Origin of the sequence: Streptomyces indicus (genome assembly GCF_900100315.1) — a bacterium.
GTDB classification, from domain to species: Bacteria; Actinomycetota; Actinomycetes; order Streptomycetales; family Streptomycetaceae; genus Streptomyces; species Streptomyces indicus.
In genome coordinates this window covers 383,005-408,151 of sequence record NZ_FNFF01000005.1, presented here as the reverse complement: position 1 = coordinate 408,151, position 25,147 = coordinate 383,005, and the positions used below count along the sequence as shown (strand labels likewise).

Below are 25,147 nucleotides of genomic sequence, written 5' to 3'. Positions count from 1 at the left end.
CGGGCGCTACAGCACGGCGATCCCCAACGGCCGCTCGCCCGCCGCGAGTCGGCGGGTGTCGCCGCTGTCCAGGTCGACGACCGTGATGCCGTTCCAGTAGCCGTCACGTGTGAAGCCGCCGGTCACGTACGCGGTGTCGCCGTCAGCGGAGACCGCCACGTCCTCGTGCGGGCCCTCCAGCGGGATCACCTTCTCCTTGCCGTCGGGCGAGCGGACGGTGAGGGACGGGCCCTCGTCGCTGCTCGGGTCGATCGGGCCGGTGCCGACCGCGAGGAGCGTGCCGTCCTCGGTGATCTGCGCGCCGTGCTGGTGGGTGTTCGCGGTCATCTTCTCGATGGCCGACCTGCCGGTGTCCGGGTCGAGGACGACGAGCCGCTCGCCCTCGAAAGGGAACAGGAGCTTGCCGTCGGACGGCCGCACCGCCGCGTAGTGCGGCTTCAGCCAGGAGCCGAGTCCGCCCTCGGTGCCGTACGGGGCCACCTCGATGCGGCGGGTGTCCATCGAGTCGGCGTCGACCACGGTGACGTCGAAGGAGTCGTGGTCGGTGGCGTACACCTGCGTGCCGTCGCGGGAGACGTCCACGTCGAAGGGGCGGCGGCCCACGTCGGCGGTGTCCGTGACCTTGAGGCTGCGGGTGTCGATCGCCTCCACGGTGCCGTTGCCGCCGGGCACGTTGACCCCCACGTACACGCGGTCGCCGTCCGGGGCGAGCGCGATGCCCATGCCGCCGCCGCGGTACTCGCCGCCGGTGGCCGGACCGAGGTTCCCGGTCTCGTACGGGATGAGCGCGAGGCGCTTGCGCTCCTGGGTGTCCACGACCGCGACGCCGTCGTAGGTGGCCACCCAGGCGCGGCCGTCCTCGCCGACGACCAGGCCGTACGGGGCGGTGCCGACCTCGACGGAGGCGAGGGCGCCCTTGTCGGGGTCGACGAAGGTGACGGTGTCGGCGCCGAAGTCGGCGACCAGCAGGGTGCCTTCGGGCGTCTTCGCCGGGGAGCCGTCGGGCTCCGGCTTCAGCGACGCCGTCGCGCTCGGCGCCGGCGGGGGCGGAGAGGAGGCCGCCTGCGAGTCGCCCTGCGAGCAGCTCGCGAGGAGCGCGGTGGCGGTCAGCGTGATCGCGGCCGCGGCGAGCGCGCGCGGGGTGCGGCCCTGGGCGCGGCGGATCTCGGCCCGGTTCCTCTGCCGGTGCGTGTGCGCAGTCACCGTACGGCCCTCAGCAGTCCGGCGATCTCGTCGAAGCCGCGCCGCTCGGCGTGGGCGAGGGCGGTGACGCCCTCGCTGTCCGCGAGGGACGGGTCGGCGCCCGCCGTGATGAGGAGCTCCACGATCTCCTGGTGGGCGCGGCCGCCGTCGCCGAGGATGACCGCCTCCAGCAGCGCCGTCCAGCCCAGGCGGTTGACGTGGTTCACGTCGATGTCGGTCTCGCGCAGCACGGCCCGTACGTAGTCGACATGTCCGCGCTCGGCGGCGGGGATCACGGAGATGCCGCCGAAGCGGTTGCGCAGCTTCAGGTCGGGGCCCGCGGGCAGCAGCGCGCGCATCATGCGGACGCTGCCCGTGACACCGGTCATCAGCCAGGGGCTGTTGAGCTGGTCGTCCTGCGCGTTCGGATCGGCGCCGGCGGCGACCAGCGCCTCGGCGGCCGCCACGCAGTCGTCCGCGGCGGCGATAAGGAGGGGCGTACGGCGCTGCGCGTCGCGGTGCTCGATGTCGGCGCCTTCGGCGAGGGCCGCGCGCACTGCGGCGGCGTCGTCAGAGAGGACGGCGGCCAGGAGGGCCCGGTCGGCAGGGGACATGGTGGTGCTCCTCGGAGGGGTGGTGCGGCGCGGGGCGGTCCGGGTCGCGGGGCGTTCCAGGGTCGTGGGGCGGGGAGGGCGCCCTCGTGGGCGGGGGGTGAATCCTCGCTCGGGCCGGTCGTGCTGTGCGGGCGCCCCGCCGGGATCCCGGAGCGGATCCCGACGGGGTCGAGGTCACCGACGGCGCACGCCGAGGGGGGCGTGACGCGCGCCGTCGATGTCTGGCCCGGTGCGCTCCGTCCCGCCGCGTCCCGGTGGACGGACCGGGGCGGTGGGCCGGGAGCGCACCGGAGGTCGGGAGAGGCGGTCAGCCCTCGAGCGCGGCGACGCCGGCCTGGGCGATCTTCTCGTCGATGTCGCCGGACGGCGCACCGGCGACGCCGATGCCCGCGACCGGGGCGCCGCCGACGGTGACGGGTGCGCCGCCGCCGAGGAACAGGGTGCCCGGGATGTCCTTCAGGGTCGGCGCGTTCTCCAGGCGCTTGACCAGCTCGGACGTCGGGGCGTTCCAGGAGACGGCGGTGAACGCCTTCTTCACGGCCGACTCGTACGACTGCGGGCCCGCACCGTCGCCGCGCATGGTGAGGATGGTGTTGCCGTTGCGGTCGACGACGGCGACCGAGACGCGCTGGTTCTGCTTCTTCGCCTCGTCGAGCGCGGCCTCGGCGGCCTCGGTGGCGGCCTCGACGGTGAGGTGGTTCGTCTGCATGACGTTGCCCTCGGCGGCGTCCGCGGCGACGGCGGCCGGGGCGGCATCGGTGGACGCACCGGCGGAGTAGACGCCGAAGCCGCCGCCGGCGATCGCGACGGCCAGAGCGCCGCCGGTCATCACACGCGTGCGCCGGGAAACCTTCTTGACGTGCTTCATTGCCGATCTCCTGAATCCGATGGCCCGGAGGGGCCCGTCCTTGCGGGCCGCCTGGTTGCGGATTCCATCCTGGTCCCGGAGACCGCCTCTCCTCCTCGGCGTACCGGCCTCGAGTCCGGCGCAGGACGGTGGACGGGAGGGTCCACCGATCGGTTGATGCGCACGGCGCTCCGGCGTGCAGGGGGCGCCGATGCCCGCGGCGCGGCAGGGTGATGACCTCCTGGTTCGAGCCGTACGGCGGTGCCTCGGCGGGACACCGGCGGACCCGGCAGGGCGATCGGCACGGCGACCGCTCGGGCACGGCCAACTCATTTGTTTTGTCAGGGGCATTGACGAGGGCCCGGCCTGCTCCTACCTTCAACGCGTCGTACTTCATGCGTCATATATGAGACGCCGTACATCAGATGCGAGCGTCGACAGCAACGAGACCGAGGACCTGCATGACGTCTGTGCCCACGCCGATCCCGTCCCGCACGCAGTACGTGCAAGAGGCCATCAAGCACCGCATCCTCACCGGCCAGCTGCCACCGGGGCAGGCCCTGGTGGAGGCCGAACTCGCCGCGCAGTTCGGGGTCTCCAAGACGCCGGTGCGCGAGGCGCTCAAGACGCTGGCCGGCACCGGTCTGGTCGAGATGAGCCAGTACAAGGGGGCCACCGTGCGCATGGTCGACGCGGACATGGCACGCGAGGTGTACGACGTACGCCTGCTCCTCGAGCCCGAGGCGCTGCGCCGCTCGGTGCGGCGCGGTGCCTCCCTCGACGAGGCGCGCGAGGCGCTCACCCGCGCCGACGAGGCGGCCGACACGGCCGAACGCTCCCTGGCCAACCGGGAGTTCCACCGCGCCCTCTACCTGCCCTGCGGCAACCCGCTGCTCGGCCGGATGCTCGACGAGGTCCGCGACCAGGCCGCCCTGGTCTCCGCGGTGGCCTGGGCCGCGGACCCGTCCTGGGAGCGCGAGGCCGCCGAGCACCGCGAGATCCTGCGGCTCGCCCTCGCGGGCGACGCCGACCACGCGGCCGCCGCCCTGCGCGCCCACATCGCCTCGTTCGTCGAGCGCGCGTTCCCCGAGGCGCGGCTCACCGACGAGGCCGTGCTCGGGGAAGCGTCCGGGGAGGACCAGGCATGAGCTTCGACCTTCAGCGCGCGGCGCTCGCCGATGTCGTGGCCATCCCGGTGACCCCGTTCACCGCCGAGGACACGATCGACGAGGACTCCCTGCGCGCCCTGCTGCGGCGGCTGCACTCCGGCGGCGTGCGCACCCTGACCCCCAACGGCAACACGGGCGAGTTCTACGCCCTGAGTCCCGAAGAGCGGCGCCACGTCACCGAGTTGACCCTCGACGAGGCGCGGGAGTGGGCCACGGTCGTGGTGGGGGTGGGGCACGACGTGCCCACCGCCGTGGCCGCGGCCCGGCACGCCCGCGAGGCCGGCGCCCACATGGTGATGGTCCACCAGCCGGTGCACCCGTACGTGTCGGCGGCCGGCTGGGTCGAGTACCACCGGGTCATCGCGCGGGCCGTGCCCGAGCTCGGTGTGGTCCCGTATGTGCGCAACGCACGTCTGCAAGGGGAGCGCCTGGCCGAACTGGCCGACGCCTGCCCGAACGTGATCGGCGTGAAGTACGCGGTGGCGGACGCCGCCGCCTTCGCCGCCTTCGCGCGGGACGCGGGCCTCGACCGGTTCGTCTGGGTCGCGGGCCTGGCCGAGCCGTACGCCCCCTCCTACTTCTCGGCGGGCGCCACCGGTTTCACCTCCGGGCTCGTGAACGTGGCCCCGCGCCTTTCGCTGTCCATGATCGAAGCGCTTCGATCCGGCGACTACCCGGCCGCGATGAAGGTCTGGGAGGAGATCCGGCGCTTCGAGGAGCTGCGGGCCGCCGACGCCTCGGCGCGCAATGTCACCGTCGTCAAGGAGGCCCTGGCCTCGCTCGGTCTGTGCCGCCCCGACGTCCGCGCGCCGAGCAGCCCGCTCACCGCGGGCGAGCGCGCCGAGGTCGCCGCCATCGCCGCGAGGTGGTCCATATGACCGGACGGACAGGCATGACCGGACGGACAGGGGAGCCGGACGGCCGGCAGCCGCGCGAGCTGCGCAGCCACCAGTGGTACGGCACGGACGGCCTGCGCTCCTTCAGCCACCGCGCCCGCACCCGCCAGCTCGGCTATCTGCCCGAGGAGCACCTCGGCAAGCCCGTGATCGCGATCCTCAACACCTGGTCGGACATCAACCCCTGCCACGTCCACCTGAGGGACCGGTCCGAGGCGGTCAAGCGCGGGGTGTGGCAGGCCGGCGGATTCCCGCTCGAGTTCCCGGTGGCCACCCTCAGCGAGACCTTCCAGAAGCCGACGCCGATGCTCTACCGGAACCTGCTCTCCATGGAGACGGAGGAGCTCCTGCGCTCCTACCCCGTGGACGGCGCGGTGCTGCTCGGCGGCTGCGACAAGTCCACCCCGGCCCTGCTCATGGGCGCCGCGAGCGCCGATCTGCCCGCCGTGTTCGTACCGGCCGGGCCCATGCTGCCCGGACACTGGCGCGGCGAGACCCTCGGCTCCGGCACCGACATGTGGAAGTACTGGGACGAGCGGCGCGCCGGCATCATCGGCGACCGTGAAATGGCCGAGCTGGAACGGGGGTTGGCGCGCTCGCCCGGCACCTGCATGACGATGGGCACCGCCTCCACCCTCACGGCCGCCGCCGAAGCGCTCGGCATGACCCTGCCCGGCGCCTCCTCGATCCCGGCCGTCGACTCGGGGCACGCACGGATGGCGGCCGCGTCGGGACTGCGGATCGTGGACCTCGTCCGCGAGGACCTGCGGCCCTCGGCGATCCTGACGCGCGAGGCGTACGAGGACGCCGTCGCCACCGTGCTCGCCCTCGGCGGCTCCACCAATGCGGTGATCCACTTGATCGCGATGGCCGGCCGCTCCGGGGTGAAGCTCACCCTCGACGACTGGGACCGCATCGCCCGTACGGTGCCGGTGCTCGCGAACCTGCGGCCGGGCGGGCAGTACCTCATGGAGGACTTCCACTTCGCGGGCGGACTCCCGGCGTTCCTCACGCAGTTGACCGACGTGCTCCACCTCGACCGGCCGACCGTCGGCCATGCGAGCCTGCGCGAGCAGCTCGCGCAGGCCGAGATCCACGACACCGACGTCATCCGGACCCGCGACAAGCCGCTGTCCGAGGAGGGCGGACTCGCGGTCCTGCGCGGCAACCTGTGCCCGGACGGCGCGGTCATCAAGCACATCGCCGCCGACCCGAAGCTCCTGAAGCACACCGGACCCGCCGTGGTCTTCGACGACTACAAGCAGCTCCAGCGCACGATCAACGATCCGGCACTCGGCATCACCGCCGACCACGTCCTGGTGCTGCGCGGCGCGGGACCGCTCGGCGGGCCCGGGATGCCCGAGTACGGGATGCTGCCGATCCCCGACCACCTGCTCAAGCAGGGCGTGCGCGACATGGTGCGGATCTCGGACGCGCGGATGAGCGGGACCTCGTACGGCATGTGCGTACTCCATGTCGCGCCCGAGTCGCACGTCGGCGGACCGCTCGCCCTGGTGCGCAGCGGTGACCTCATCACCCTGGACGTGGCCGCGCGCAGCCTCCATCTGCACGTGTCCGACGAGGAGTTGGAGCAGCGCAGGGCCGAGTGGGAGCCGCCGCCCGCCCCGTACGAGCGCGGCTACGGCGCCCTGTTCGCCGAGCAGATCACCCAGGCCGACACCGGCTGCGACTTCACCGTCCTCGCACGCGAAGGACGGGTGCCGGAGCCCTACGCGGGCTGACCGCGCCCGCACGCGCGCCCTCCGGGGCCGAGGCGCCCTCGCGCGCCGCCCCTTGTACGAGCCGCCGAACGACGTCTGCGCAGCGCACCACCGCAGCCGCATGAACCGTACTGATCGGAGACCAGTCATGGCCCAAGCCGCAGCCGTGGCGAAACCACCCGCGCCCCCGGCCCCGCCGGGGCGGCGCCGCCGTGGATCGTCGACGCCGCGCAGGCTGCCGTATCTGCTGATCGCGCCGGCCGCCCTGCTGATGCTGGGCTTCATCGCCTACCCCGTGCTCAGCGTCTTCTACTACAGCCTTCAGCACTACAACCCCACCAAGCCCTGGCGCGACGGATTCGCGGGCTTCGACAACTTCGTCCGCGCCTTCACCGACGACCCGCTGTTCTGGGACACCCTCCTGTTCAGCGCCAAGTGGGTGTTCGTCGAGGTCGGCCTCCAGCTCTTCTTCGGACTCGCCCTCGCCCTGATCGTCAACCAGACCTTCGTGGGCCGGGCGATCGGCCGCGCCCTGGTGTTCTCGCCCTGGGCCGTCTCGGGGGTCCTCACCTCGGTGATCTGGGTGCTGCTCTACAACTCCCAGACGGGCATCACGCGTTACCTCGCCGACCTGGGCATCGGCTCGTACGGCACGTCCTGGCTCTCCGACACCGCCACGGTCTTCCCGGCCGCGATCGTCGCGGACCTGTGGCGTGGCGTGCCCTTCTTCGCGATCCTCATCCTCGCCGACCTCCAGTCCGTCTCGAAGGACCTGTACGAGGCTGCCGAGGTGGACGGCGCGGGCCGGGTGCGCCAGTTCCTGCACATCACGCTGCCGCACCTCAAGGACGCGATCGTGCTCTCGACGCTCCTGCGCATGGTCTGGGAGTTCAACAACGTCGACCTGCTCTACACGCTGACCGGCGGCGGCCCCGCGGGCGAGACGACCACGCTCCCGCTGTACGTCGCGACCACCAGCGTCGACGCCCACGACTTCGGCTACGCGTCCGCCCTGACCACGGTGGCGTTCGTGATCCTGCTCTTCTGCTCGGTGCTCTATCTGCGGCTGAGCAAATTCGGAAGGGACACCACCAAGTGATCACCACCGACAAGGCCGAGACCGCCGCGGTGACCCTCCCCGCGCCCCGTACAAGCCCGGAAGCGCACGAGCCCCGGCGGCCCAGGAAGCGGCGCGCCTGGGACGAGGTCCCGCGCTGGCAGATCTATCTGCCGCTCGGCATCTACCTGCTCTTCACGCTGATCCCGTTCTACTGGATCCTGCTGTTCGCGCTGCGCCCCGCGGGCTCCACCTCCCTGGTGCCCTGGCCCATGACCTTCGAGCACTTCGAGATGGTGTGGACCGAGCGCAGCTTCGGCGCCTACTTCCAGAACAGCGTGCTCGTCGGAATCGCCACCCTCGTGATGACCACCGTCATCGCCCTGGCCGGCGGCTACGCCCTGGCCCGCTTCGACTTCAAGGTCAAGCAGGCGTTCATGCTGGCGCTGCTCTGCTCGCAGTTCGTGCCCGGCGCCCTGCTGCTCGTGCCGCTCTTCGAGATCTTCGGCAACCTGCAACTGATCAACTCGCTCGGCAGCGTGATCATCGCCGAGACCGTGTTCCAGCTGCCCCTGTCGATGATCCTCATCAGCAACTTCATCAAGAATGTGCCGGTCTCGCTCGAAGAGGCCGCCTGGGTGGACGGCTGCTCCCGCTTCCGCGCTTTCTGCGCGGTGGTGCTGCCGCTCCTGCGTCCCGGCCTGATCGCGGTGGGCTCCTTCGCCTTCGTGCACAGCTGGAACCACTTCCTGTTCGCCCTGATGTTCCTCAACAACCCGGAGCTCCAGACCATCCCGGTCGGCCTCAACACCCTGATGAGCGCCGACAGCGTGGACCTGGGCGCGCTCGCGGCCGGCGGCATCATCGCCGCCGTGCCCGTGGTGATCGTGTTCGCGTTCATCCAGAAGTGGCTGATCACCGGGTTCAGCGCGGGGGCGGTGAAGGGATGACAGGGATCCGTTCCCTGCACCGGGCACCGCTGCGCGTGGTGCTCGCCGGAGCGCGCGGCCACGGCGCCTGGCACCTCGACAACATCCGGCGGCTGCAACGCGCGGGCCTCGTACGCCTCGTGGGCATCGGCGAGTTGACGCCGCTGTCCCCCGCCGAGCTCGCGGCAGCGGGCCTGGCCGCGGACACCCCGCAGTCCGCCGACTTCGTCCGCCTCCTGGAGGACACCGGAGCGCAGGCGGCCGTGGTGTGCACGCCCATCCCCACCCACGCCGACCTCGCCTGCGCGGCCGCCGAGCGCGGGGTCCATCTGCTCCTGGAGAAGCCGCCCGCGCCCTCCTGGAGGGAGTTCACCCGCATCACGGAGGCCGTCGAACGCGCCGGAACCGCCTGCCAGATCGGCTTCCAGTCCCTGGGCTCGCACGCGGTCCCGGCGATCCGCGAGGTGGTCGCCTCCGGTGAGATCGGCGAGGTCACGGGCGTGGGAGCGGCCGGGGCCTGGGCCCGCGACGAGGCGTACTACGGCCGTGCGCCGTGGGCCGGGATGCGCCGCGCGGGCGGCGCGGACGTGGTCGACGGGGTGCTCACCAACCCGCTCGCCCACGCCGTGGCCACCGCACTCGCCCTGGCGGGCACCACGCACGCCGGCGAAGTGGCGCGTGTGGAGACCGAGTTGTTCCACGCCAACACCATCGAGGCCGACGACACCTCCTGCGTACGCATCACCACCGGGCAAGGGCGCAGGATCACCGTCGCCGCGACCCTGTGCGCCGAGGACCCGGGGGAGCCGTACGTCCTCGTGCACGGCAGCCGCGGCCGGATCACCTTCTGGTACAAGCAGGACCGCGTGCTCCTCCAGCGCGCAGGCCGCGGACCCGAGGAGATCCTGCACGGCCGGACCGACCTCCTGGAGAACCTCGTCGGTCATCTCGCCCACGGGGACGAGCTGTTGGTGCCGCCCGCGGCGACCGGCGCGTTCATGCGCGTGGTGGAAGCGGTGCGGCGCGCGCCCGACCCCGCACCGCTGCCGGAGACCGCCTGGCACCGCGAGCCCGCCGGCTCCGCGGACCGGCGCGTGGTGCACGGCATCGACGGCCTGATCGCCGCCGCGGCCGACACGCTCGCCCTCTACTCCGAACTCGGCGCCCCCTGGGCGCTGCCCCGGGAGGTGGCCACCTCATGACCCACGACCTCGTCCTGCACTGCGCCGGACGCGAAGTCGCCCGCTACCTGGTCGGGCCCGGCCTGCCCGCGCGCCTCTCGCCCCGCCCGTACCTGCACCCCGTCACCACCCTCGGCGGCATCCACGTCACCGAGGCCCGGCCCGTAGACCACCCGCACCACCTCGGCGTCAGCGTCGCGGTCCCCGACGTCGAAGGGGTCAACTTCTGGGGCGGACGCTCCTTCGTCCGCGGCCGCGGCTCCACGGAACTCGACAACCACGGCGTGCAGGAGCACACCGCCTTCCCGCACCGCGGCCCGGACGGATGCGTCGAGGAACTGCGCTGGCTGCGCCGCGGAGCCGAGCTGCTGCGCGAGCGCCGCACCATCGCACCCGTGCCGCTGACCGACCAGGCCTGGGCGCTCGACTTCACCTACGCCCTGACCAACACCAGCGGGCACGCTCTGACGGTGGGCAGTCCGGCCACCAACGGACGCCCCGGCGCCGGCTACGGCGGCTTCTTCTGGCGCGCCCCCAAGGAGCCCGCCGCACCTGCCGTGTTCAGCCCCGACGCCGAGGGCGAACTCCTCGCCCACGGAGCACGGGCGGACTGGCTCGCCCTCGCCGGGCAGGGCTGGACCCTGGTGTTCGCGGGCATCACCGAGGAGACCCGCCGCGACCCCTGGTTCGTGCGGGCCGGCGAATACCCGGGCGTGGGCTCGTCCCTCGCGGCCGTGCAGCGCCTGGCGGTGGAGCCGGGCGAGACGGTCGTACGGCGGATCGTCACCGTGGTGGCCGACGGCCGGCTCGACCGCGGGGACGCCGACACGCTGGCCCGCAAGGCGGTGACGGCATGAGCGGCGAACCGCACCACAGCCATGCCTTCTCTGCCGACCTCGGCGACGGCACCTACCGCAACCCCGTGCTGCCCGCCGACTGGTCCGACCCGGACGTGGTGCGCGTCGGCGCGGACTTCTACCTCACGGCCTCCAGCTTCGGGAGGGTCGCCGGCCTGCCCCTGCTCCACTCGCGGGACCTCGTCAACTGGACGCTCGTCGGGCACGCCCTGGACCGCCTCGAACCCGCCGAGGCGTTCGCCGCGCCCCGGCACGACTGCGGCGTGTGGGCCCCCTCGATCCGGCACCACGACGGCCGGTTCTGGATCTTCTGGGGCGACCCCGACCACGGCGTCTACCAAATCAACTCGCCCTCGATCGAAGGCCCGTGGACCCGCCCCCACCTGCTGAAGGCGGGCAAGGGGCTGATCGACGCCTGCCCCCTGTGGGATGAGGAGAGCGGCGAGGCCTACCTCGTCCACGCCTGGGCCAAATCGCGCTCCGGCGTCAAGAACCGCCTCACCGGCCACCGTATGAGCCCCGACGCCACCGCACTCCTCGACGAGGGAAAGACCATCGTCGACGCGGACCGCATCCCCGGCTGGTTCACCCTCGAAGGGCCCAAGCTCTACCGGCACGACGGCTGGTTCTGGATCCTCGCACCGGCCGGGGGAGTGGAGACCGGCTGGCAAGGGGCCCTGCGCGCACGGGAGTTTCTCGGGCCGTACGAGGAACGCATCGTCCTGGAGCAGGGCGCCACCGACATCAACGGCCCGCACCAGGGCGGCTGGGTGCGCACAGCGTCCGGAGAGGACTGGTTCCTGCACTTCCAGCAGCAGGGCGCGTACGGGCGGCTCGTCCATCTCCAGCCGATGCGCTGGGACGAGACCGGGTGGCCGGTCATGGGGGACGAGGGCACGCCCGTCCGTGTCCACCGCAAGCCCGAGCTGCCGAACCAGGAGCGGTCCGCGCCCGCGACCGACGACGACTTCCCCGGCGGGCGCTTCGGGCCGCAGTGGCAGTGGACGGCCAACCCGGGCGCAGGCTGGGTGCGCGAACACCCGGGGGACGGGCTGCATCTCGCCTGCGTGCGCGGTGCGGACCCGTACGACCTGCGCAAGCTGCCGCATGTGCTCACGCAGCGGCTGCCCGCGCTGCCGTGCACGGTGGAGGTCGAGCTGGCACTCGACGCGGCTCAACAGGCGGGCGCGCGGGCCGGGTTGGCGGTCCTCGGGGACTCCTTCTCCTGGATCGGCCTGGAGCGCGGCTCGGACGGTCGGGTCCACCTGGTGCACCGGTTCGCCGAGTCCGTCGCCGAACGGGAACGGGACGCGGCCCTTCCGCGGCCCGCGGCCGACAGCCGGGCGCGGCTCCGGATCGAAGTGGGGGCGGGCGCACGCTGCCGCTTCCTGGCCGATACGGGCGAGGGCTTCCAGGAGTCCGGGCCGGTGTTCGCGGCCACGCCCTGGAGGTGGGTGGGGGCGCTGCTCGGGCTGTTCGGGGCGGCGCCGGAGGGTGAAGGGGCGGCCGGGACGGCCATGTTCACCGAGTTCCGGATCCGCGCCTGATCGTGCACCGAGCTCCGGATCCACGCCTGACCCGTCAGGGGGTCGGCTCCACGCCTGACCCTTCAGAGGGCCGGCTCCACGCCTGAGCCCTCAGGGAGCCGCCCCCGCGCCTGATCCCGAAGGGCCCCCTGTCCGCGCCTGACCCTGCGGGCGCCTCAGCTTTCCTCCTTGCTCTCCCAATACAGCACCGCCTGCTTCGTCACCCCCCTTGAGGAGCCGCCATGACGCACACCCTCCATAGCAAGCGCTTGCACGGCAGAGCCGTGCCTCTGGTCCTCGCGGGACTCGTGGCAGCCCTGGTCACCCCGGCGCAGGCGGCGGACGGCTCCCCGGCCGCGGACACCGCGCCCGCGCCGCCGACGGCACACACCTGGTCCGACACCCCGCACGGCTTCGCCTCGCTCGAAGGCGGCACCACCGGCGGCGCGGGCGGCAAGGTCGTCACCGTCACCGACCAGGCGTCCCTTGCCCGTTACGCGGCCGCCGCCGAGCCCTACATCATCCGCGTGGCCGGCAGCATCAAGGCCGAGCCCTTCGGCGCGGAGATCACCGTCGCCTCCGACAAGACCATCGTCGGCGTCGGGACCAGCGGCGAACTCGTACAAGGCGAGCTGAACCTCAAGCCCGGCACGCACAACGTGATCATCCGCAACCTCACGATCCGCGACTCCGCGGTCGAGGGCAACTGGGACTGCAAGGACACCGACTTCGACGGCATCCAGATGGACACCGTCCACCACGTCTGGATCGACCACAACCGCTTCTCGCGGATCTGCGACGGCCAGCTCGACATCCGCAAGGACAGCGAGTACGTGACCGTCTCCTACAACCGGTTCGAGAACAACAACAAGACCTTCGGCCTCGGCTGGACGACCGAGGTCAAGACGCAGATCACCATCGACCACAACCTGTTCGCACAGACCAAGCAGCGCAACCCGTCCGTGGACAACGCGGCCTACGCCCACCTCTACAACAACTATCTGAAGGCGCCGCTCGACGCGGCGGACCCGGTGTGGACGTACGGCAACTGGTCGCGCGGCCGCACCAAGATGGTCATCGAGAACAGCTACTACGACGGCGTGCAGCACCCCTACCAGGCGGACGCCACCGCGGAGTTGGTGCAGCGCGGCTCCGTCCTGAAGGACACCACCGGACGCCACGACGAGTGGGGCGCCGCCTTCGAGCCGGGCGACTTCTACCCGTACCGGCTCGACAAGGCCGCCTCCGTGCCGAGGATCGTGGAGCGCCACTCCGGGCCGCAGCGCACCATCGGCACGGACACCGCGCTGCACGTTCCCGGCGACTACCCGACCGTGCAGGCCGCCGTGGACGCCGTGCCGGCCGGGAACGACGGACGCGTCACGGTCCGCCTGGCCCCGGGCACGTACCGCGAAAAGGTGCGCATCCCGCGGGACCGCTCGCACATCGCGCTGGTCGGCACCGGCAAGCGGCGCTCCGACACCCGCATCGTCTTCGACACGGCCTCCGGCGAGCCGAAGCCGGGCGGCGGCACACAGGGGTCATCGGGCAGCGCCACCGTGTTCATCGAGGGCAGCGACGTGTACGCCCGCCACCTCACCTTCGCCAACGACTTCGACGAGGCCGCGCACGAGCTCCCCGGTGAGCAGGCGCTCGCCGTGAAGACCACCGGGGACCGGGTGCACTTCGAGGACGTGGCCTTCCTCGGCAACCAGGACACGCTGATGACCGACACCCCGGCGCTCGACCGGATCGCCCGGGTCTACGTCCACGACTCGTACGTCGAGGGCGACGTCGACTTCCTCTACGGCCGCGCCACCACCGTGATCGAGGACTCGCTCATCAAGGCCCTGAGCCGCGGCTCCGACTCCAACAACGGCTACATCACCGCCCCTTCGACCTGGAAGGACAACCCGTACGGCTTCCTGATCACCGACTCGAAGGTGGTCAGCGACGCGCCCGCGGGGACCTTCCACCTCGGCCGGCCCTGGCACCCGGGCGGCAACCCCGACGCGATCGGCCAGGTGCTGTTCCGCGACACCGAGCTGCCCGCCGCGATCAAGTCCGCGCCGTGGACCGACATGAGCGGCTTCTCCTGGCGCGACGCCCGGTTCGCCGAGTACCGCACGTACGGGCCCGGCGCCGCGGTCAACGCGGACCGGCCGCAGCTCACCGACGCCCAGGCCGCCGATTTCGAAGTCGACGACTACCTGCGCGGCACGGACGGCTGGGCCCCGCACCGCGACCACTGACCCCACAGCACCCCACAACTCCACAGCACCCCGCACCCCACACCCCAAGCACCCCACACCCCCAAGCACCCCACAACCCCGTAGCAACCACGAGAGAAGAGCCGACATGTTCTCCAAGCCACGCACCCGCGGCACCCGCCGCGCCGCGGCACTGATCGCCCTGACCGCCACGCTCGCCCTGACTGCCACCGCCTGCGGCGACGACGGCAGCGGCACCGCCGCCAAGGGCGATGAAGGGTCGGGCAAGGGCGAGATCACCTTCTGGGACAACAACGGCGGTGTCCGCACCGACGTCTGGAAGGAGATCATCGCCGACTTCGAGAAGGCGAACCCCGACATCAAGGTCAACTACGTCGGGATCCCCGCCGAGAACGTGCAGTCCAAGTACGACACCACCATCCAGGGCGGCGGCACCCCCGACGTCGGCGGCCTCGGCACCGCGATGCTCGCGGGCATCGCCGCCCAGGGCGCCGTCGAACCGCTCGACTCGCGGCTTGCGAAGAGCCCGCTCAAGGACAAGCTGAACCCGGCGATGGTGGAGAGCGTCCGGGCCGCGGGCGGCGGCAAGCAGCTGTTCACGCTGCCGACCTCCGCCAACAACGGGACGCTCTGGTACCGCACCGACCTCTTCGAGGAGGCCGGGCTCGAAGCACCCACGGACTGGGACAGGTTCTACGAGGCCGCCGAGAAGCTCACCGACGCCGGCAAGAACCGGTTCGGCTACACCATCCGCGGCGGCGAGGGCTCGATCGCGCAGGCCCTGGACGCGACGTACGGGCAGTCGGGGATCACCGAGTTCTGGAACGGCGACAAGACCACCGTCAACGACCCGAAGAACGTGGCGGCGCTGGAGAAGTACGTCGGCCTGTACAAGAAGACCACGCCCTCGGCCGACGTCAACAACGACTTCAAGAAGATGGTCGCCCAGTGGGACAGCGGCCAGATCGGCATGCTGAGCCACAACCTCGGCTCGTACCAGGACCACGTGAAGGCGCTGGACGGCAAGTTCCGCGGCATCCCGAACCCGACGCAGCCGGACGGCACCCGCGTCCAGGTGTCCAACCCCGTCGACGGGCTCGCCCTGTTCAAGGCGAGCAAGAACAAGGCGGCCGCCTGGAAGTTCATCGAGTTCGCCGTCGGCCACGAGTCCAACAGCAAGTGGAACGAGTCGGCCGGTGCGATCCCGTCCAACAACGACGCGGCCAAGGACAGCTGGGTTCAGGAGGCGGAGGCGACCAAGCTGGCCGCCGAGGCGCTGAACGAGTCCACCATCAAGATCGTGCAGCTGCCGTACTACCTGCCCGACTGGAACACCATCTCCAAGGCCGACAACGAGCCGAACTTCCAGAAGGTCCTGCTCGGCAAGATGTCCGCCAAGGAGTTCCTGGACACCCTGGCCGAGCAGCTCAACGAGGCGCAGGCCGAGTGGAAGCAGCGCAACCAGTGAGTGGCTCCCGCGGCGGCGCGCCCACGCGCCGCCGGGTGGTCGCGGCCCTCGCGGGGGTTCCCCTCGCGGCGGCCGCGGCCCCGGCCGCCGTCGCCCGGCCCGCCGGGGCGCGCACGGTGTTCCTCGCGGGCGACTCCACCGCCGCACAGAAGGACGCCGAGGCCGCGCCCGAGACCGGATGGGGCATGGCCCTGCCGTTCTTCCTGCACCGCGGCGTCGAGGTCGCCAACCATGCGGTGAACGGCCGCAGTTCGAAGTCCTTCCTGGACGAGGGCCGGCTGACGCCGGTCCTGGATGCGATCCGCCCCGGCGATCTCCTCCTGATCCAGTTCGGCCACAACGACGCCAAGTCCGCCGACCCCGCCCGCTACACGGAGCCGTGGTCCTCGTACCAGGACCGCTTGCGGCAGTACGTGGCCGGGGCGCGCGAGCGGGGCGCACGGCCGGTGCTCGCCACCTCCGTGGAGCGCCGCCGCTTCGACACCGCGGGGAACGCGACGTCCACGCACGGCGACTACCCGGCCGCCATGCGGGACCTGGCCGCCCGCGAAGCCGTTTCCCTCCTCGACCTCCAGGCCGCATCGCTCGCCCTGTGGCAGCGACTCGGCCTCGAGGAGACGAAGAAGTACTTCAACTGGACCGCCACCGAACAGGACAACACCCACTTCAATCCGCTCGGCGCCATCGAGGTGGCCCGCCTGGCCGCCCGCGCGCTGCACGACCACGACGTGCTGCGGCCGCGCGAGCTGCGCCGCCTCGACGACGCCGTGCCCGAGTCCTGGATCACCTGGCCGCAAGCGGCCTGACCCTGCATCACCTGGCCGGAAGGGGCCTGACCATGCGCAGATCCACCGCGGCACTCGCCGCCTGCACCGTCCTCGCCTTGCTCGCCACACCGGGCACCGCACTCGCCGGAGCGCCGGACGGCGCGCCCGCCGCCAAGGACCCGGCCCGCCGGACGCTCGGCCCGGGCGACGGCTGGGCCTCCGAAGGGTCCGGCACCACGGGCGGCTCGGCGGCCGCCGCCGAGCACGTGTACACGGTGTCCACCTGGGAGGAGTTCCGGGCCGCACTCGCCGAGGCCGGCGACGCCCCGAAGATCATCAAGGTGCGCGGCGTCCTGGACGCCACCGCCGCGGGGTGCGCGGCCTTCGCGGCCGAGGGCTACGACTTCGACCGGTACCTCGCCGACTACGACCCGGCCGTCTGGGGCCTGGACCGGCCCGTCAGCGGACCCCAGGAGGAGCTGCGGGCCGCGTCCGCCGCGCGCCAGGCCGAGGCGATCACCGTGCAGGTGCCCGCCAACACCACCCTCATCGGCGTGGGCCGCAAGCCCGCCATCCACGGCGCGAGCCTTCAGATCAAGGGCGTGGACAACGTCATCGTCCGCAACCTCACCTTCGAGGCCCCGCTCGACTGCTTCCCGCAGTGGGACCCGACCGACGGCGCCACCGGCGCGTGGAACTCCGAGTACGACGCCGTGGTGGTGTACGGGTCCACGCATGTCTGGCTGGACCACAACACGTTCACCGACGGCCGCTATCCGGACGCCACGCTGCCCTCGTACTACGGCGAGATCTACCAGCAGCACGACGGGCTGCTCGACATCGTGCGCGGCGCGAACCACGTCACCGCGTCCTGGAACGTGTTCCGCGACCACGACAAGACCCTGATGATCGGCAACAGCGACAGCGCGGGGGCCACCGATGCCGGGAAGCTCAAGGTCACGCTGCACCACAACCTCTTCCACGGGGTGGTGGAGCGGGCGCCGCGGGTGCGGTTCGGCCAGGTGGACACGTACAACAACCACTACCTCGTCACCGAGCAGCAGCCGTATGCGTACGCGCTCGGCATCGGACTGGACTCCCAACTGGTCGCCGAGAAGAACGCGTTCACGCTGCCGCCGTCGGTGAGCGCCGGACGGATCCTGAAGAAGTGGAAGGACGCCCCGGTCACCGCGGAGGGCAACCTGGTCAACGGGGCCCCGACCGACCTGGTCGCCGTGCACAACGCGGAGTTCCCAACGGAGCAGCTGCGCGAGGGCGCGGGGTGGACGCCCGAGCTGCGGGCCCGGGTGGACCCGGCGCGTGCGGTGCCGTGGGTCGTGGGGCGCGGGGCCGGAGCGGGCCGCATCGGCTGACCTCGGCTGACCGGCTGCTGCGCGGCACCGGAGCCCGTGCGGGTCGGGTGCCGCGCAGGTGCGGAAAGGGGCGTTCAGGGGCAAGCCTCCCCTGCCGGTTGACCGCCTTCACGCTCCCCTCATACCGTGCACCGTTCGGAATCACATACGGCGTCCGGGATTTCGTACGCCGTGCTGGGGTGAGGGCGGCCGGTGGGCGCCGGCCCCGAGGCGCGGAGTGAGCGTGGACGAACCGACCGACGCGGCAGCGGAGTTCCATGCGTTCTTCGAGGCGCACTACGCCGAACTGTCCCGCCTCGCCCGCCTGCTGACCGGTGACGCGGACGGCGCGGACGACCTCGCCGCGGACGCCCTGCTGGCCCTGTGGCACCGCTGGGACCGGGTGCGCGCCGCCGACCATCCGGCGGCCTACGCGCGCGGGGTCGTCGCCAACATGGCGCGCGCCCGGATCCGCAGCGCGGTGCGCGAACGGCGCCGGATGACGCTGTTCTGGTCCGGTCAGAGCGAGCGCAGCGAGGACCCGGACATACCCGCGGTGGTCGATGTGCAGGAGGCGCTGCGCCTGCTGCCCTTCCGCAAACGGGCCTGCGTGGTCCTGCGCCATGGGTTCGACCTGTCGGAGAAGGACGTGGCGAAGGCCCTCGGGATCTCGGTGGGTACCGTGAAGAGCCAGACGTCCAAGGGGATGGCGGAGCTCCAGCGCGCCCTGGGACGCGAACAGGTCCTGCACCGCATCCGGATGACGGTCGCGGACGCGGGAGGGCAGCACTGATGGGCGGATCGCCGAAGGACGGGCACATGCACGACGGGCCGTCGCACGAGGAAGCGCTGCGCAGGCGGCTGCGCGATGCGGCGGCGGCCCACCAGCCCGACCGCGCGCGCATGCTGGCGCGCGTCGAGCGTGGCATGGCCGCCGCCACGGACCCCTCGGCCCGGTCCGCCGCCCGGCGCGAGCGCCGCGGGGCGGCTCCCTGGCTGCGGGTCGTGGGCGCCACGGCCGCGGTGGCCTCGGCCGTCGCGCTCGGCGGGTACGGCGTGGCGTCCGCGGTCCGCGACGCCGAACCCGGTCCGCGCACCGTGGCCACCAGCCCCGACGCCCGGCCCGACCGCACCACCCCTGCGCCCTCGCCCTCCGGGCACCCGAGCGCCTCGTCCACGCGGCGCCCGGGCGAGCAGCCGGCCACGGGCGGCACCTCGCCCACGGAGCGGGACAGCGCGCCGCCTGCGGGCGGCACCCGGTCCTCCGAGTCCGCCGGGTCCGCCGGAGACGGGCCGAGGACCGTACCCGCGGCCGAACTCCTGTGGGCCGACGGAGCCGTCGACGCCGACGACAACGCGTTCTGGAGCCAGAGCACCGTCACCGTCAAGGCGCGCGAGCCCCTGACCGCCCTCACCGTCGAGATGCGCCTGTCCGCCGCGGGCCACCCGGCCGACACCGGCAACTGGCGTTCCCTGCCCGCCGAGGACTTCGACGTCACGGTCCGCCCGCAGGACGACGGCGGCCTCCTGTACCGCTGGACGCTCAAGCCGGGCCGCACCGTCCCGGCCGGTGAGCATGTGTTCGCCGCGCAGTACGGGCACGACGCGGGCGAACGGAACGCACGCGGGGACGCCTGCTCCGTGCGCGCGGGAACGCAGGACCGGCAGGCGGAGTGGGCGGGGGACTTCGCGTAGGAGACCGCAAGGGCAAGGTCATCAACGACGTGGACATCACCGCGCCGGACATCACCCACCCGTGACGGACGGGTGTCCGGAGCAACTCTGTCAGGGCCCTTGACGCACAAGTGGGGGAAATTTACGGTCCGTTCGAGGTTGCGACCGGCGTCCGAAATGTCGAACAGTGAACAGTGCGGCCTGCCGGTGTCAGACGCCTCTCCCTTCCGGCCCTCGTCCTCTCCCGAAAGGACCCCATGTCCGGCAGCACCCAGCCCGCCCCCGGCCGCCAGGCGCGGTTCACCCTCGACCCCGCGTTCACCGTCGGCGCGGTCGATCCCCGCCTCTTCGGCTCCTTCGTCGAGCACCTCGGCCGCTGCGTCTACACCGGCATCTTCGAGCCGGACCACCCGTCGGCCGACGCGTCCGGCCTGCGCACCGATGTCCTCGGCCTGGTAAGGGAGTTGGGCGTCACCGCGATCCGCTACCCCGGCGGCAACTTCGTCTCCGGTTACCGCTGGGAGGATTCGGTCGGCCCGGTCGACCGGCGCCCCCGCCGGCTCGACCTGGCCTGGCGTACGACGGAGACCAACAGGTTCGGCCTCTCCGAGTTCATGGGCTTCCTGCGCGCGATAGGTCCCGAGGCCGAACCGATGATGGCCCTGAACCTCGGCACGCGGGGCATCATGGAGGCCCTCGAGCTCCAGGAGTACGCCAACCACCCGGGCGGCACGGCCCTGTCCGATCTGCGGGTGGCCCACGGCGACAAGGAGCCCTTCGGCATCCGCCTGTGGTGTCTGGGCAACGAGATGGACGGCCCCTGGCAGACCGGGCACAAGACCGCGCGGGAGTACGGCCGGATCGCCGCCGAGACCGCACGCGCCATGCGGCAGCTGGACCCCGGCGTGGAGCTGGTCGCCTGCGGCTCGTCGGGCCAGTCGATGCCGACCTTCGCCGCATGGGAGGCGCAGGTACTCGAAGAGGCCTACGACGTCGTCGACTACATCTCGCTGCACGCCTACTACGAACCGCTCGACGGCGACGTGGACTCCTTCCTGGCCTCCGCCGTCGACATGGAGTCGTTCATCGAGAACGTGGTCGCCACCTGCGACCACATCGGCGCCAAGCTCAAGTCAGAGAAGAAGATCAACCTCTCCTTCGACGAGTGGAACGTCTGGTACCTGAGCAAGTCCGAGGCCGCCGCCGAGGCCGCACCGCGGGACTGGCCGGAGGCGCCGCGCCTGCTGGAGGACAGCTACGACGTCACCGACGCGGTGGTCTTCGGCTCGCTGCTCATCGCGCTGCTGCGGCACGCCGACCGGGTCACGGTCGCGTGCCTCGCCCAGCTGGTGAACGTGATCGCGCCGATCATGACCGAGCCCGGCGGTCCCGCCTGGCGGCAGACCACGTTCTTCCCGTTCGCCGCGGCCTCGCGGTACGGCCGCGGCGAGGTCCTCGACGTCCGGGTCCAGGCCCCGGTGTACGGGACGAAGAAATACGGCGAGGTCCCGCTGCTGCACGCGACCGCGGTGCGCGCCGAGGACGGCACCGTGACCGTCTTCGCCGTCAACCGGAGCCGCACCGAGGAACTGCCGCTCGAAGTGGCGCTGCACGGCCTGGAGTTGAGCGGAGTCGTCGAGCACACCGCGCTCGCCGACGCCGATCCGAACGCGCGGAACACCGTGCAGGACCCCGAGCGGGTCGTGCCGCACGAGGTCGACGGCACGACACTCGCCGACGGCAGGCTGAACGCCGTCCTCGAACCGCTGTCCTGGAACGTGATCCGGCTCGGCTGACGCGCGGCCTTCCGGTTCTCGGCGCGCTGTGCCGCTCAGCGCGCCGAGAACCGGTGCACCGTCGCGGACCGGTACGTGTCACCGGGCCGCAGCACCGTGGACGGGAAGCCCGGCCGGTTGGGGGAGTCCGGGAAGTGCTGGGTCTCCAGGCAGAGCCCGTCGCCCTGCCGGTAGACCGTCCCGCCCGTGCCGGCCGACGTGCCGTCCAGGAAGTTGCCGGAGTAGAACTGAAGGCCCGGTTCCGTCGTGGCGATCCGCAGGGTGCGCCCGGACGCGGGGTCGCGCAGCTCCGCCACCTCCACGGGATGCGCCGTACTGCCCTTGTCCAGCACCCAGTTGTGGTCGAAGCCCCGGCCGTGGAGCAGCTGGGGATGCGCCCTGCGGATCTCCGCGCCGACCTTCTTCGCCCGGCGGAAGTCGAACGGTGTGCCCTCCACCGCCGCCGCCTCACCCGTGGGGATCTGCGACGAGTCCACCGGCGTGTACCGGGAGGCGGCGAGGGACAGCTCGTGGCCGTGGACGCTGCCACTCGCCTCACCCCCGAGGTTCCAGTACACGTGGCTGGTGAGGTTCACGACCGTCGGCTTGTCGGTGGTGGCCGCGTAGTCCACGTGCCAGTCGCCGTTCCGCGTCAAGGTGTACGTGACCACGGTCCCCAGGGCGCCCGGAAAGCCCATCTCCCCGTCCGCGCTCGTGTACGACAGGCGCAGCCCGACGTCGGCGCCGGAGACGAACGGCTCGACCTCCCAGACCACCTTGTCGAAGCCCGCGGCCCCGCCGTGCAGGCTGTTCCCGCCGTCGTTCGCCGACAGCCGGTACGTCCTGCCGTCGAGCGTGAACCGGCCCTTGGCGATGCGGTTTCCGTACCGGCCCACGAGCGCCCCGAAGTACCGGTCCGCCGCCGTGTACGCCTCGACGGTGTCGAAGCCGAGTGACACGTTCGCCGGGCGGCCGCGGCGGTCCGGGACCTCCAGAGACTGCACGATCCCGCCGAGGGAGAGAACGGCGAGCCGGACGCCGCCGTTCTCCAGGGACCACCGGTGGACCTCCGTACCGTCCGCGAGCCGGCCGAAGAGCGACCGCGACGGTCTCACGAACCGACCTTGCGCTTGTTCCACACGTCGAAGCCGACCGCCGCGAGCAGCACCAGGCCCTTGATGACCTGCTGCCAGTCCGTGCCGACCCCGACGAGGTTCATGCCGTTGTTGAGGACACCGAGCACCAGGCCGCCGATGATCGCGCCGAGCACGGTGCCCACACCGCCGCTCATCGACGCACCGCCGATGAACGCGGCCGCGATGGCCTCCAGTTCGAAGTTGAGGCCGGCCTTCGGCGATGCCGCGTTGAAGCGGGCCGCGAAGACCAGGCCGGCAAGGGCCGCGAGCATGCCCATGTTCAGGAAGACCAGGAAGGTGACCTTCTTGTCCCGGACGCCGGACAGCTTGGCCGCCGCCAGGTTGCCGCCGATCGCGTAGATGTGCCGGCCGATGATCGCGTTGCGCATCACGTACCCGAAGGCGACGAGCAGCACGCCGAGGATGAGCAGCACGTACGGCGCACCCTTGTAGCTGGCGAGCAGGAAGGTCAGCGTCAGGATCGCGGCGCTCAGCGCCACCAGCTTCAGCAGGAACAGCTTCAGCGGCGGCACCTCAAGCGAGAACTCCAGCTGCCGGCCCCGGTCCCGGAACTCCTGCACGACCACGACCACGACCAGCGCAAAACCGAGCAGCAGCGTGAGGTTGTGGTAGTTGGTGTCCGGGCCCGCCTCGGGCAGGAAGCCGTTCGCGACCTTCTGCAGGCCCTTCGGGAACGGGCCGAGCGTCTGGCCCGCCAGGAATATCTCCGTGAGCCCGCGGAAGATCAGCATGCCCGCGAGCGTGACGATGAAGGACGGTATCCCGCCGTACGCGATGAAGAACCCCTGGACCGCGCCGGCCACCGCCCCCATCAGCAGGCAGAGCACGACCGCGAGCGGCCACGGCATGTCATTGTTCACCATGAACACCGCGGCCATCGAGCCGACGAACGCGGTCAACGAACCGACGGACAGGTCGATATGGCCCGCGATGATCACCAGCATCATGCCGATCGCGAGGATCAGGATGTAGCTGTTCTGCAGCACCAGGTTCGACACATTGCGCGGCAGCAGCAGGTCACCCTCGGTCCACACCGCGAACAGGACGACGATCAGGCCGAGGGCGATCAGCATCCCGTACTGGCGCATGTTGCGCCGCAGGCCCTCCAGGACCAGCTGGAGCAGTCCCGCTTCGCCCTTGCCGGAGTCGGCCGGCGCCGGGGCCGGCTGCTTGGCGGTCACGTCCGTACTCATCGCGCTACCTCTTTGTCCTTGGTCATCCGGCGCATCAGCGCTTCCTGCGAGGCCTCGGCCCGGGTGAACTCACCCGTGAGCCGGCCGGCCGCCATCGTGTAGATGCGGTCGCACATCCCGAGCAGCTCCGGCAGCTCGGAGGAGATGAAGACGACCGCCTTGCCCTCGGCGGCGAGCTTGTCGATGACGGTGTAGATCTCGTACTTGGCGCCGACGTCGATGCCGCGGGTGGGCTCGTCGAGGATCAGCACATCGGGACCCGCGAAGATCCACTTGCTGAGGACCACCTTCTGCTGGTTGCCGCCCGACAGCTTCCCGACCGGCTCGAACACCGTCGGCGCCTTGATGTTCATCGAGGTGCGGAAGGACTCGGCGAGCTGCCGCTCCTCGTGCTCGTCCACCACACCCCGCCGGGCGACCTTGGACAGGGCGCTCAGCGAGATGTTGCGGTGGATCGTGTCGATCAGGTTCAGGCCGTAGTGCTTGCGGTCCTCGGTGACGTACGCGATCCCGTGCCTGACCGCCTCCGGCACGGTCTTCGTACGGATCTCGCGGCCGTCCTTGAGTACGGTCCCGCCCGCGTGCCGCCCGTACGTCCGCCCGAACACGCTCATCGCCAGCTCGGTGCGGCCCGCGCCCATCAGGCCGGCGATTCCGACGATCTCCCCGCGCCGCACGCTCAGGGACACGTCGTCGACCACCTTGCGCTGCTGGTCGATCGGGTGGTGCACGGTCCAGCCCCGGATCTCCAGGGCGGGCGCCCGGCCCTCCTCCGGCTCGTGCGGGGTGCGCTCGGGGAAGCGGTGCTCCAGGTCGCGGCCGACCATCCCGGAGATGATCCGGTCCTCGCTGGTGGCCGGGTCCTTCACATCCAGCGTCTCGATGGTGCGCCCGTCGCGCAGGATCGTCACCGAGTCGGCGACCCTGCGGATCTCGTTCAGCTTGTGCGAGATGATGATCGAGGTGATGCCCTGGTGCTTCAACTCCAGGATGAGATCGAGGAGTTTGCCGCTGTCCTCGTCGTTCAGGGCGGCGGTCGGCTCATCCAGGATGAGCAGCTTCACCTTCTTCGAGAGCGCCTTCGCGATCTCCACCAGCTGCTGCTTGCCCACGCCGATGTCGGCCACGCGGGTGTCCGGATGGTCTTTGAGGCCCACCCGCGCGAGCAGTTCGGTGGCGTGGCGCAGCGTCTCGGTCCAGCTGATGATGCCGCGCCGCGCGTGCTCGTTGCCGAGGAAGATGTTCTCCGCGATCGAGAGATACGGCACCAGGGCGAGCTCCTGGTGGATGATCACGATGCCGTGCTGCTCGCTCGCCCTGATGTCCTTGAACCGGCAGAGCTCGCCCTCGAAGAGGATCTCCCCTTCGTACGTGCCGTGCGGATGGACGCCGGACAGCACCTTCATCAGGGTGGACTTGCCGGCGCCGTTCTCCCCGCAGATGGCGTGGACCTCGCCCGGCCGGACGGTCAGCGTGACGTCCGAGAGCGCCTTGACGCCGGGGAAGGTCTTGACGATCGAGCGCATTTCCAGGACGGGTCCCGCCATGGAC

The 25,147-nt window shown here is 71.5% G+C and carries 21 protein-coding genes; 15 read left to right on the top strand and 6 right to left on the bottom strand.

Annotated features, from left to right (window positions below; translation table 11 throughout):
• Positions 1 to 6: 6 nt before the first annotated feature.
• From BLT97_RS16450 to BLT97_RS16440, 3 genes are all read right to left on the bottom strand, one after another.
• Positions 7 to 1,203, bottom strand: a complete 1,197-nt coding sequence (locus BLT97_RS16450) for a YncE family protein (protein ID WP_425442719.1) — start codon at positions 1,201 to 1,203, stop codon at positions 7 to 9.
• A complete protein-coding gene (locus BLT97_RS16445; RefSeq protein ID WP_093610730.1) occupies positions 1,200 to 1,796 on the bottom strand; it encodes an ankyrin repeat domain-containing protein in 597 nt (198 codons plus the stop codon). The genes BLT97_RS16450 and BLT97_RS16445 overlap by 4 nt, the downstream gene beginning before the upstream one ends.
• Before the next feature lie 307 nt (positions 1,797 to 2,103).
• Entirely contained in the window at positions 2,104 to 2,664 is a 561-nt protein-coding gene (locus BLT97_RS16440; RefSeq protein WP_093610728.1) for a GlcG/HbpS family heme-binding protein, read from the bottom strand.
• 440 nt (positions 2,665 to 3,104) lie between these two features.
• On the opposite strand from BLT97_RS16440, the gene BLT97_RS16435 reads away from it, so the two are divergent.
• The 15 genes from BLT97_RS16435 (at position 3,105) to arfA (ending at position 21,267) form a co-directional block, all read left to right on the top strand.
• A complete protein-coding gene (locus tag BLT97_RS16435) occupies positions 3,105 to 3,791 on the top strand; it encodes a GntR family transcriptional regulator (RefSeq protein WP_093610726.1) in 687 nt (228 codons plus the stop codon).
• On the top strand, positions 3,788 to 4,690 hold the full coding sequence (locus BLT97_RS16430) for a dihydrodipicolinate synthase family protein (protein WP_093610724.1): 903 nt from the start codon (positions 3,788 to 3,790) through the stop codon (positions 4,688 to 4,690). The genes BLT97_RS16435 and BLT97_RS16430 overlap by 4 nt, the downstream gene beginning before the upstream one ends.
• Positions 4,687 to 6,450, top strand: a complete 1,764-nt coding sequence (araD, locus tag BLT97_RS16425; RefSeq protein WP_245769358.1) for an L-arabinonate dehydratase — start codon at positions 4,687 to 4,689, stop codon at positions 6,448 to 6,450. The genes BLT97_RS16430 and araD overlap by 4 nt, the downstream gene beginning before the upstream one ends.
• Positions 6,451 to 6,577: 127 nt before the next feature.
• Positions 6,578 to 7,528, top strand: a complete 951-nt coding sequence (locus tag BLT97_RS16420; protein ID WP_093610720.1) for a carbohydrate ABC transporter permease — start codon at positions 6,578 to 6,580, stop codon at positions 7,526 to 7,528.
• Between the two features lie 29 nt (positions 7,529 to 7,557).
• Positions 7,558 to 8,436, top strand: coding sequence for a carbohydrate ABC transporter permease (locus tag BLT97_RS16415; protein WP_093610934.1), 879 nt, complete (start codon positions 7,558 to 7,560; stop codon positions 8,434 to 8,436).
• Positions 8,433 to 9,617: a Gfo/Idh/MocA family protein gene (locus tag BLT97_RS16410; RefSeq protein WP_093610718.1), complete on the top strand. Its 1,185-nt coding sequence runs from the start codon at positions 8,433 to 8,435 to the stop codon at positions 9,615 to 9,617. The genes BLT97_RS16415 and BLT97_RS16410 overlap by 4 nt, the downstream gene beginning before the upstream one ends.
• A complete protein-coding gene (locus BLT97_RS16405) occupies positions 9,614 to 10,453 on the top strand; it encodes a DUF6807 domain-containing protein (protein WP_093610716.1) in 840 nt (279 codons plus the stop codon). The genes BLT97_RS16410 and BLT97_RS16405 overlap by 4 nt, the downstream gene beginning before the upstream one ends.
• The gene (locus BLT97_RS16400; RefSeq protein ID WP_093610714.1) at positions 10,450 to 12,000 is read left to right on the top strand and encodes a glycoside hydrolase family 43 protein; all 1,551 of its coding nucleotides are present in this window, start codon (positions 10,450 to 10,452) and stop codon (positions 11,998 to 12,000) included. Before BLT97_RS16405 ends, BLT97_RS16400 begins: the two co-directional genes overlap by 4 nt.
• Before the next feature lie 221 nt (positions 12,001 to 12,221).
• Positions 12,222 to 14,231: a pectinesterase family protein gene (locus BLT97_RS16395; RefSeq protein WP_093610712.1), complete on the top strand. Its 2,010-nt coding sequence runs from the start codon at positions 12,222 to 12,224 to the stop codon at positions 14,229 to 14,231.
• 106 nt (positions 14,232 to 14,337) lie between these two features.
• Positions 14,338 to 15,678 carry an ABC transporter substrate-binding protein gene (locus BLT97_RS16390; protein ID WP_093610710.1) on the top strand — a complete coding sequence of 447 codons (1,341 nt, stop codon included), beginning with the start codon at positions 14,338 to 14,340 and terminating at the stop codon, positions 15,676 to 15,678.
• Positions 15,675 to 16,484 (top strand): rhamnogalacturonan acetylesterase, encoded by an 810-nt coding sequence (locus tag BLT97_RS16385; protein ID WP_093610708.1) that lies wholly within the window; start codon positions 15,675 to 15,677, stop codon positions 16,482 to 16,484. The genes BLT97_RS16390 and BLT97_RS16385 overlap by 4 nt, the downstream gene beginning before the upstream one ends.
• Before the next feature lie 32 nt (positions 16,485 to 16,516).
• Positions 16,517 to 17,818, top strand: a complete 1,302-nt coding sequence (locus BLT97_RS16380; RefSeq protein ID WP_093610706.1) for a pectate lyase family protein — start codon at positions 16,517 to 16,519, stop codon at positions 17,816 to 17,818.
• Positions 17,819 to 18,035: 217 nt separating this feature from the next.
• On the top strand, positions 18,036 to 18,590 hold the full coding sequence (locus tag BLT97_RS16375; protein ID WP_093610704.1) for a SigE family RNA polymerase sigma factor: 555 nt from the start codon (positions 18,036 to 18,038) through the stop codon (positions 18,588 to 18,590).
• Positions 18,591 to 18,616: 26 nt separating this feature from the next.
• Positions 18,617 to 19,492 carry a hypothetical protein gene (locus BLT97_RS16370; protein ID WP_093610932.1) on the top strand — a complete coding sequence of 292 codons (876 nt, stop codon included), beginning with the start codon at positions 18,617 to 18,619 and terminating at the stop codon, positions 19,490 to 19,492.
• 236 nt (positions 19,493 to 19,728) lie between these two features.
• The gene (arfA, locus tag BLT97_RS16365; RefSeq protein WP_093610702.1) at positions 19,729 to 21,267 is read left to right on the top strand and encodes an arabinosylfuranosidase ArfA; all 1,539 of its coding nucleotides are present in this window, start codon (positions 19,729 to 19,731) and stop codon (positions 21,265 to 21,267) included.
• Between the two features lie 35 nt (positions 21,268 to 21,302).
• Here arfA and BLT97_RS16360 read toward each other — a convergent pair whose 3' ends face one another.
• From BLT97_RS16360 to mmsA, 3 genes are read right to left on the bottom strand one after another with little or no spacing between them, the layout of a single operon-like run.
• Positions 21,303 to 22,385, bottom strand: coding sequence for an aldose epimerase family protein (locus tag BLT97_RS16360; protein WP_245769356.1), 1,083 nt, complete (start codon positions 22,383 to 22,385; stop codon positions 21,303 to 21,305).
• Positions 22,358 to 23,596, bottom strand: coding sequence for a multiple monosaccharide ABC transporter permease (mmsB, locus tag BLT97_RS16355; RefSeq protein WP_093610698.1), 1,239 nt, complete (start codon positions 23,594 to 23,596; stop codon positions 22,358 to 22,360). The genes BLT97_RS16360 and mmsB overlap by 28 nt, the downstream gene beginning before the upstream one ends.
• Positions 23,593 to 25,143 (bottom strand): multiple monosaccharide ABC transporter ATP-binding protein, encoded by a 1,551-nt coding sequence (mmsA, locus tag BLT97_RS16350; RefSeq protein WP_093610696.1) that lies wholly within the window; start codon positions 25,141 to 25,143, stop codon positions 23,593 to 23,595. Before mmsA ends, mmsB begins: the two co-directional genes overlap by 4 nt.
• Positions 25,144 to 25,147 lie beyond the last annotated feature (4 nt).

What these genes read in the sequence shown, in the direction of transcription:
- BLT97_RS16400 (WP_093610714.1), top strand. Translation starts at nt 10,450, where the DNA reads ATGAGCGGCGAACCGCACCACAGCCATGCCTTCTCTGCCGACCTCGGC.
- BLT97_RS16390 (WP_093610710.1), top strand. Translation starts at nt 14,338, where the DNA reads ATGTTCTCCAAGCCACGCACCCGCGGCACCCGCCGCGCCGCGGCACTG.
- BLT97_RS16395 (WP_093610712.1), top strand. Translation starts at nt 12,222, where the DNA reads ATGACGCACACCCTCCATAGCAAGCGCTTGCACGGCAGAGCCGTGCCT.
- BLT97_RS16420 (WP_093610720.1), top strand. Translation starts at nt 6,578, where the DNA reads ATGGCCCAAGCCGCAGCCGTGGCGAAACCACCCGCGCCCCCGGCCCCG.
- BLT97_RS16430 (WP_093610724.1), top strand. Translation starts at nt 3,788, where the DNA reads ATGAGCTTCGACCTTCAGCGCGCGGCGCTCGCCGATGTCGTGGCCATC.
- BLT97_RS16440 (WP_093610728.1), bottom strand. Translation starts at nt 2,664, where the DNA reads ATGAAGCACGTCAAGAAGGTTTCCCGGCGCACGCGTGTGATGACCGGC.
- mmsB (WP_093610698.1), bottom strand. Translation starts at nt 23,596, where the DNA reads ATGAGTACGGACGTGACCGCCAAGCAGCCGGCCCCGGCGCCGGCCGAC.
- BLT97_RS16405 (WP_093610716.1), top strand. Translation starts at nt 9,614, where the DNA reads ATGACCCACGACCTCGTCCTGCACTGCGCCGGACGCGAAGTCGCCCGC.
- BLT97_RS16435 (WP_093610726.1), top strand. Translation starts at nt 3,105, where the DNA reads ATGACGTCTGTGCCCACGCCGATCCCGTCCCGCACGCAGTACGTGCAA.
- BLT97_RS16445 (WP_093610730.1), bottom strand. Translation starts at nt 1,796, where the DNA reads ATGTCCCCTGCCGACCGGGCCCTCCTGGCCGCCGTCCTCTCTGACGAC.
- araD (WP_245769358.1), top strand. Translation starts at nt 4,687, where the DNA reads ATGACCGGACGGACAGGCATGACCGGACGGACAGGGGAGCCGGACGGC.
- BLT97_RS16380 (WP_093610706.1), top strand. Translation starts at nt 16,517, where the DNA reads ATGCGCAGATCCACCGCGGCACTCGCCGCCTGCACCGTCCTCGCCTTG.
- arfA (WP_093610702.1), top strand. Translation starts at nt 19,729, where the DNA reads ATGTCCGGCAGCACCCAGCCCGCCCCCGGCCGCCAGGCGCGGTTCACC.
- BLT97_RS16410 (WP_093610718.1), top strand. Translation starts at nt 8,433, where the DNA reads ATGACAGGGATCCGTTCCCTGCACCGGGCACCGCTGCGCGTGGTGCTC.
- mmsA (WP_093610696.1), bottom strand. Translation starts at nt 25,143, where the DNA reads ATGGCGGGACCCGTCCTGGAAATGCGCTCGATCGTCAAGACCTTCCCC.
- BLT97_RS16370 (WP_093610932.1), top strand. Translation starts at nt 18,617, where the DNA reads ATGCACGACGGGCCGTCGCACGAGGAAGCGCTGCGCAGGCGGCTGCGC.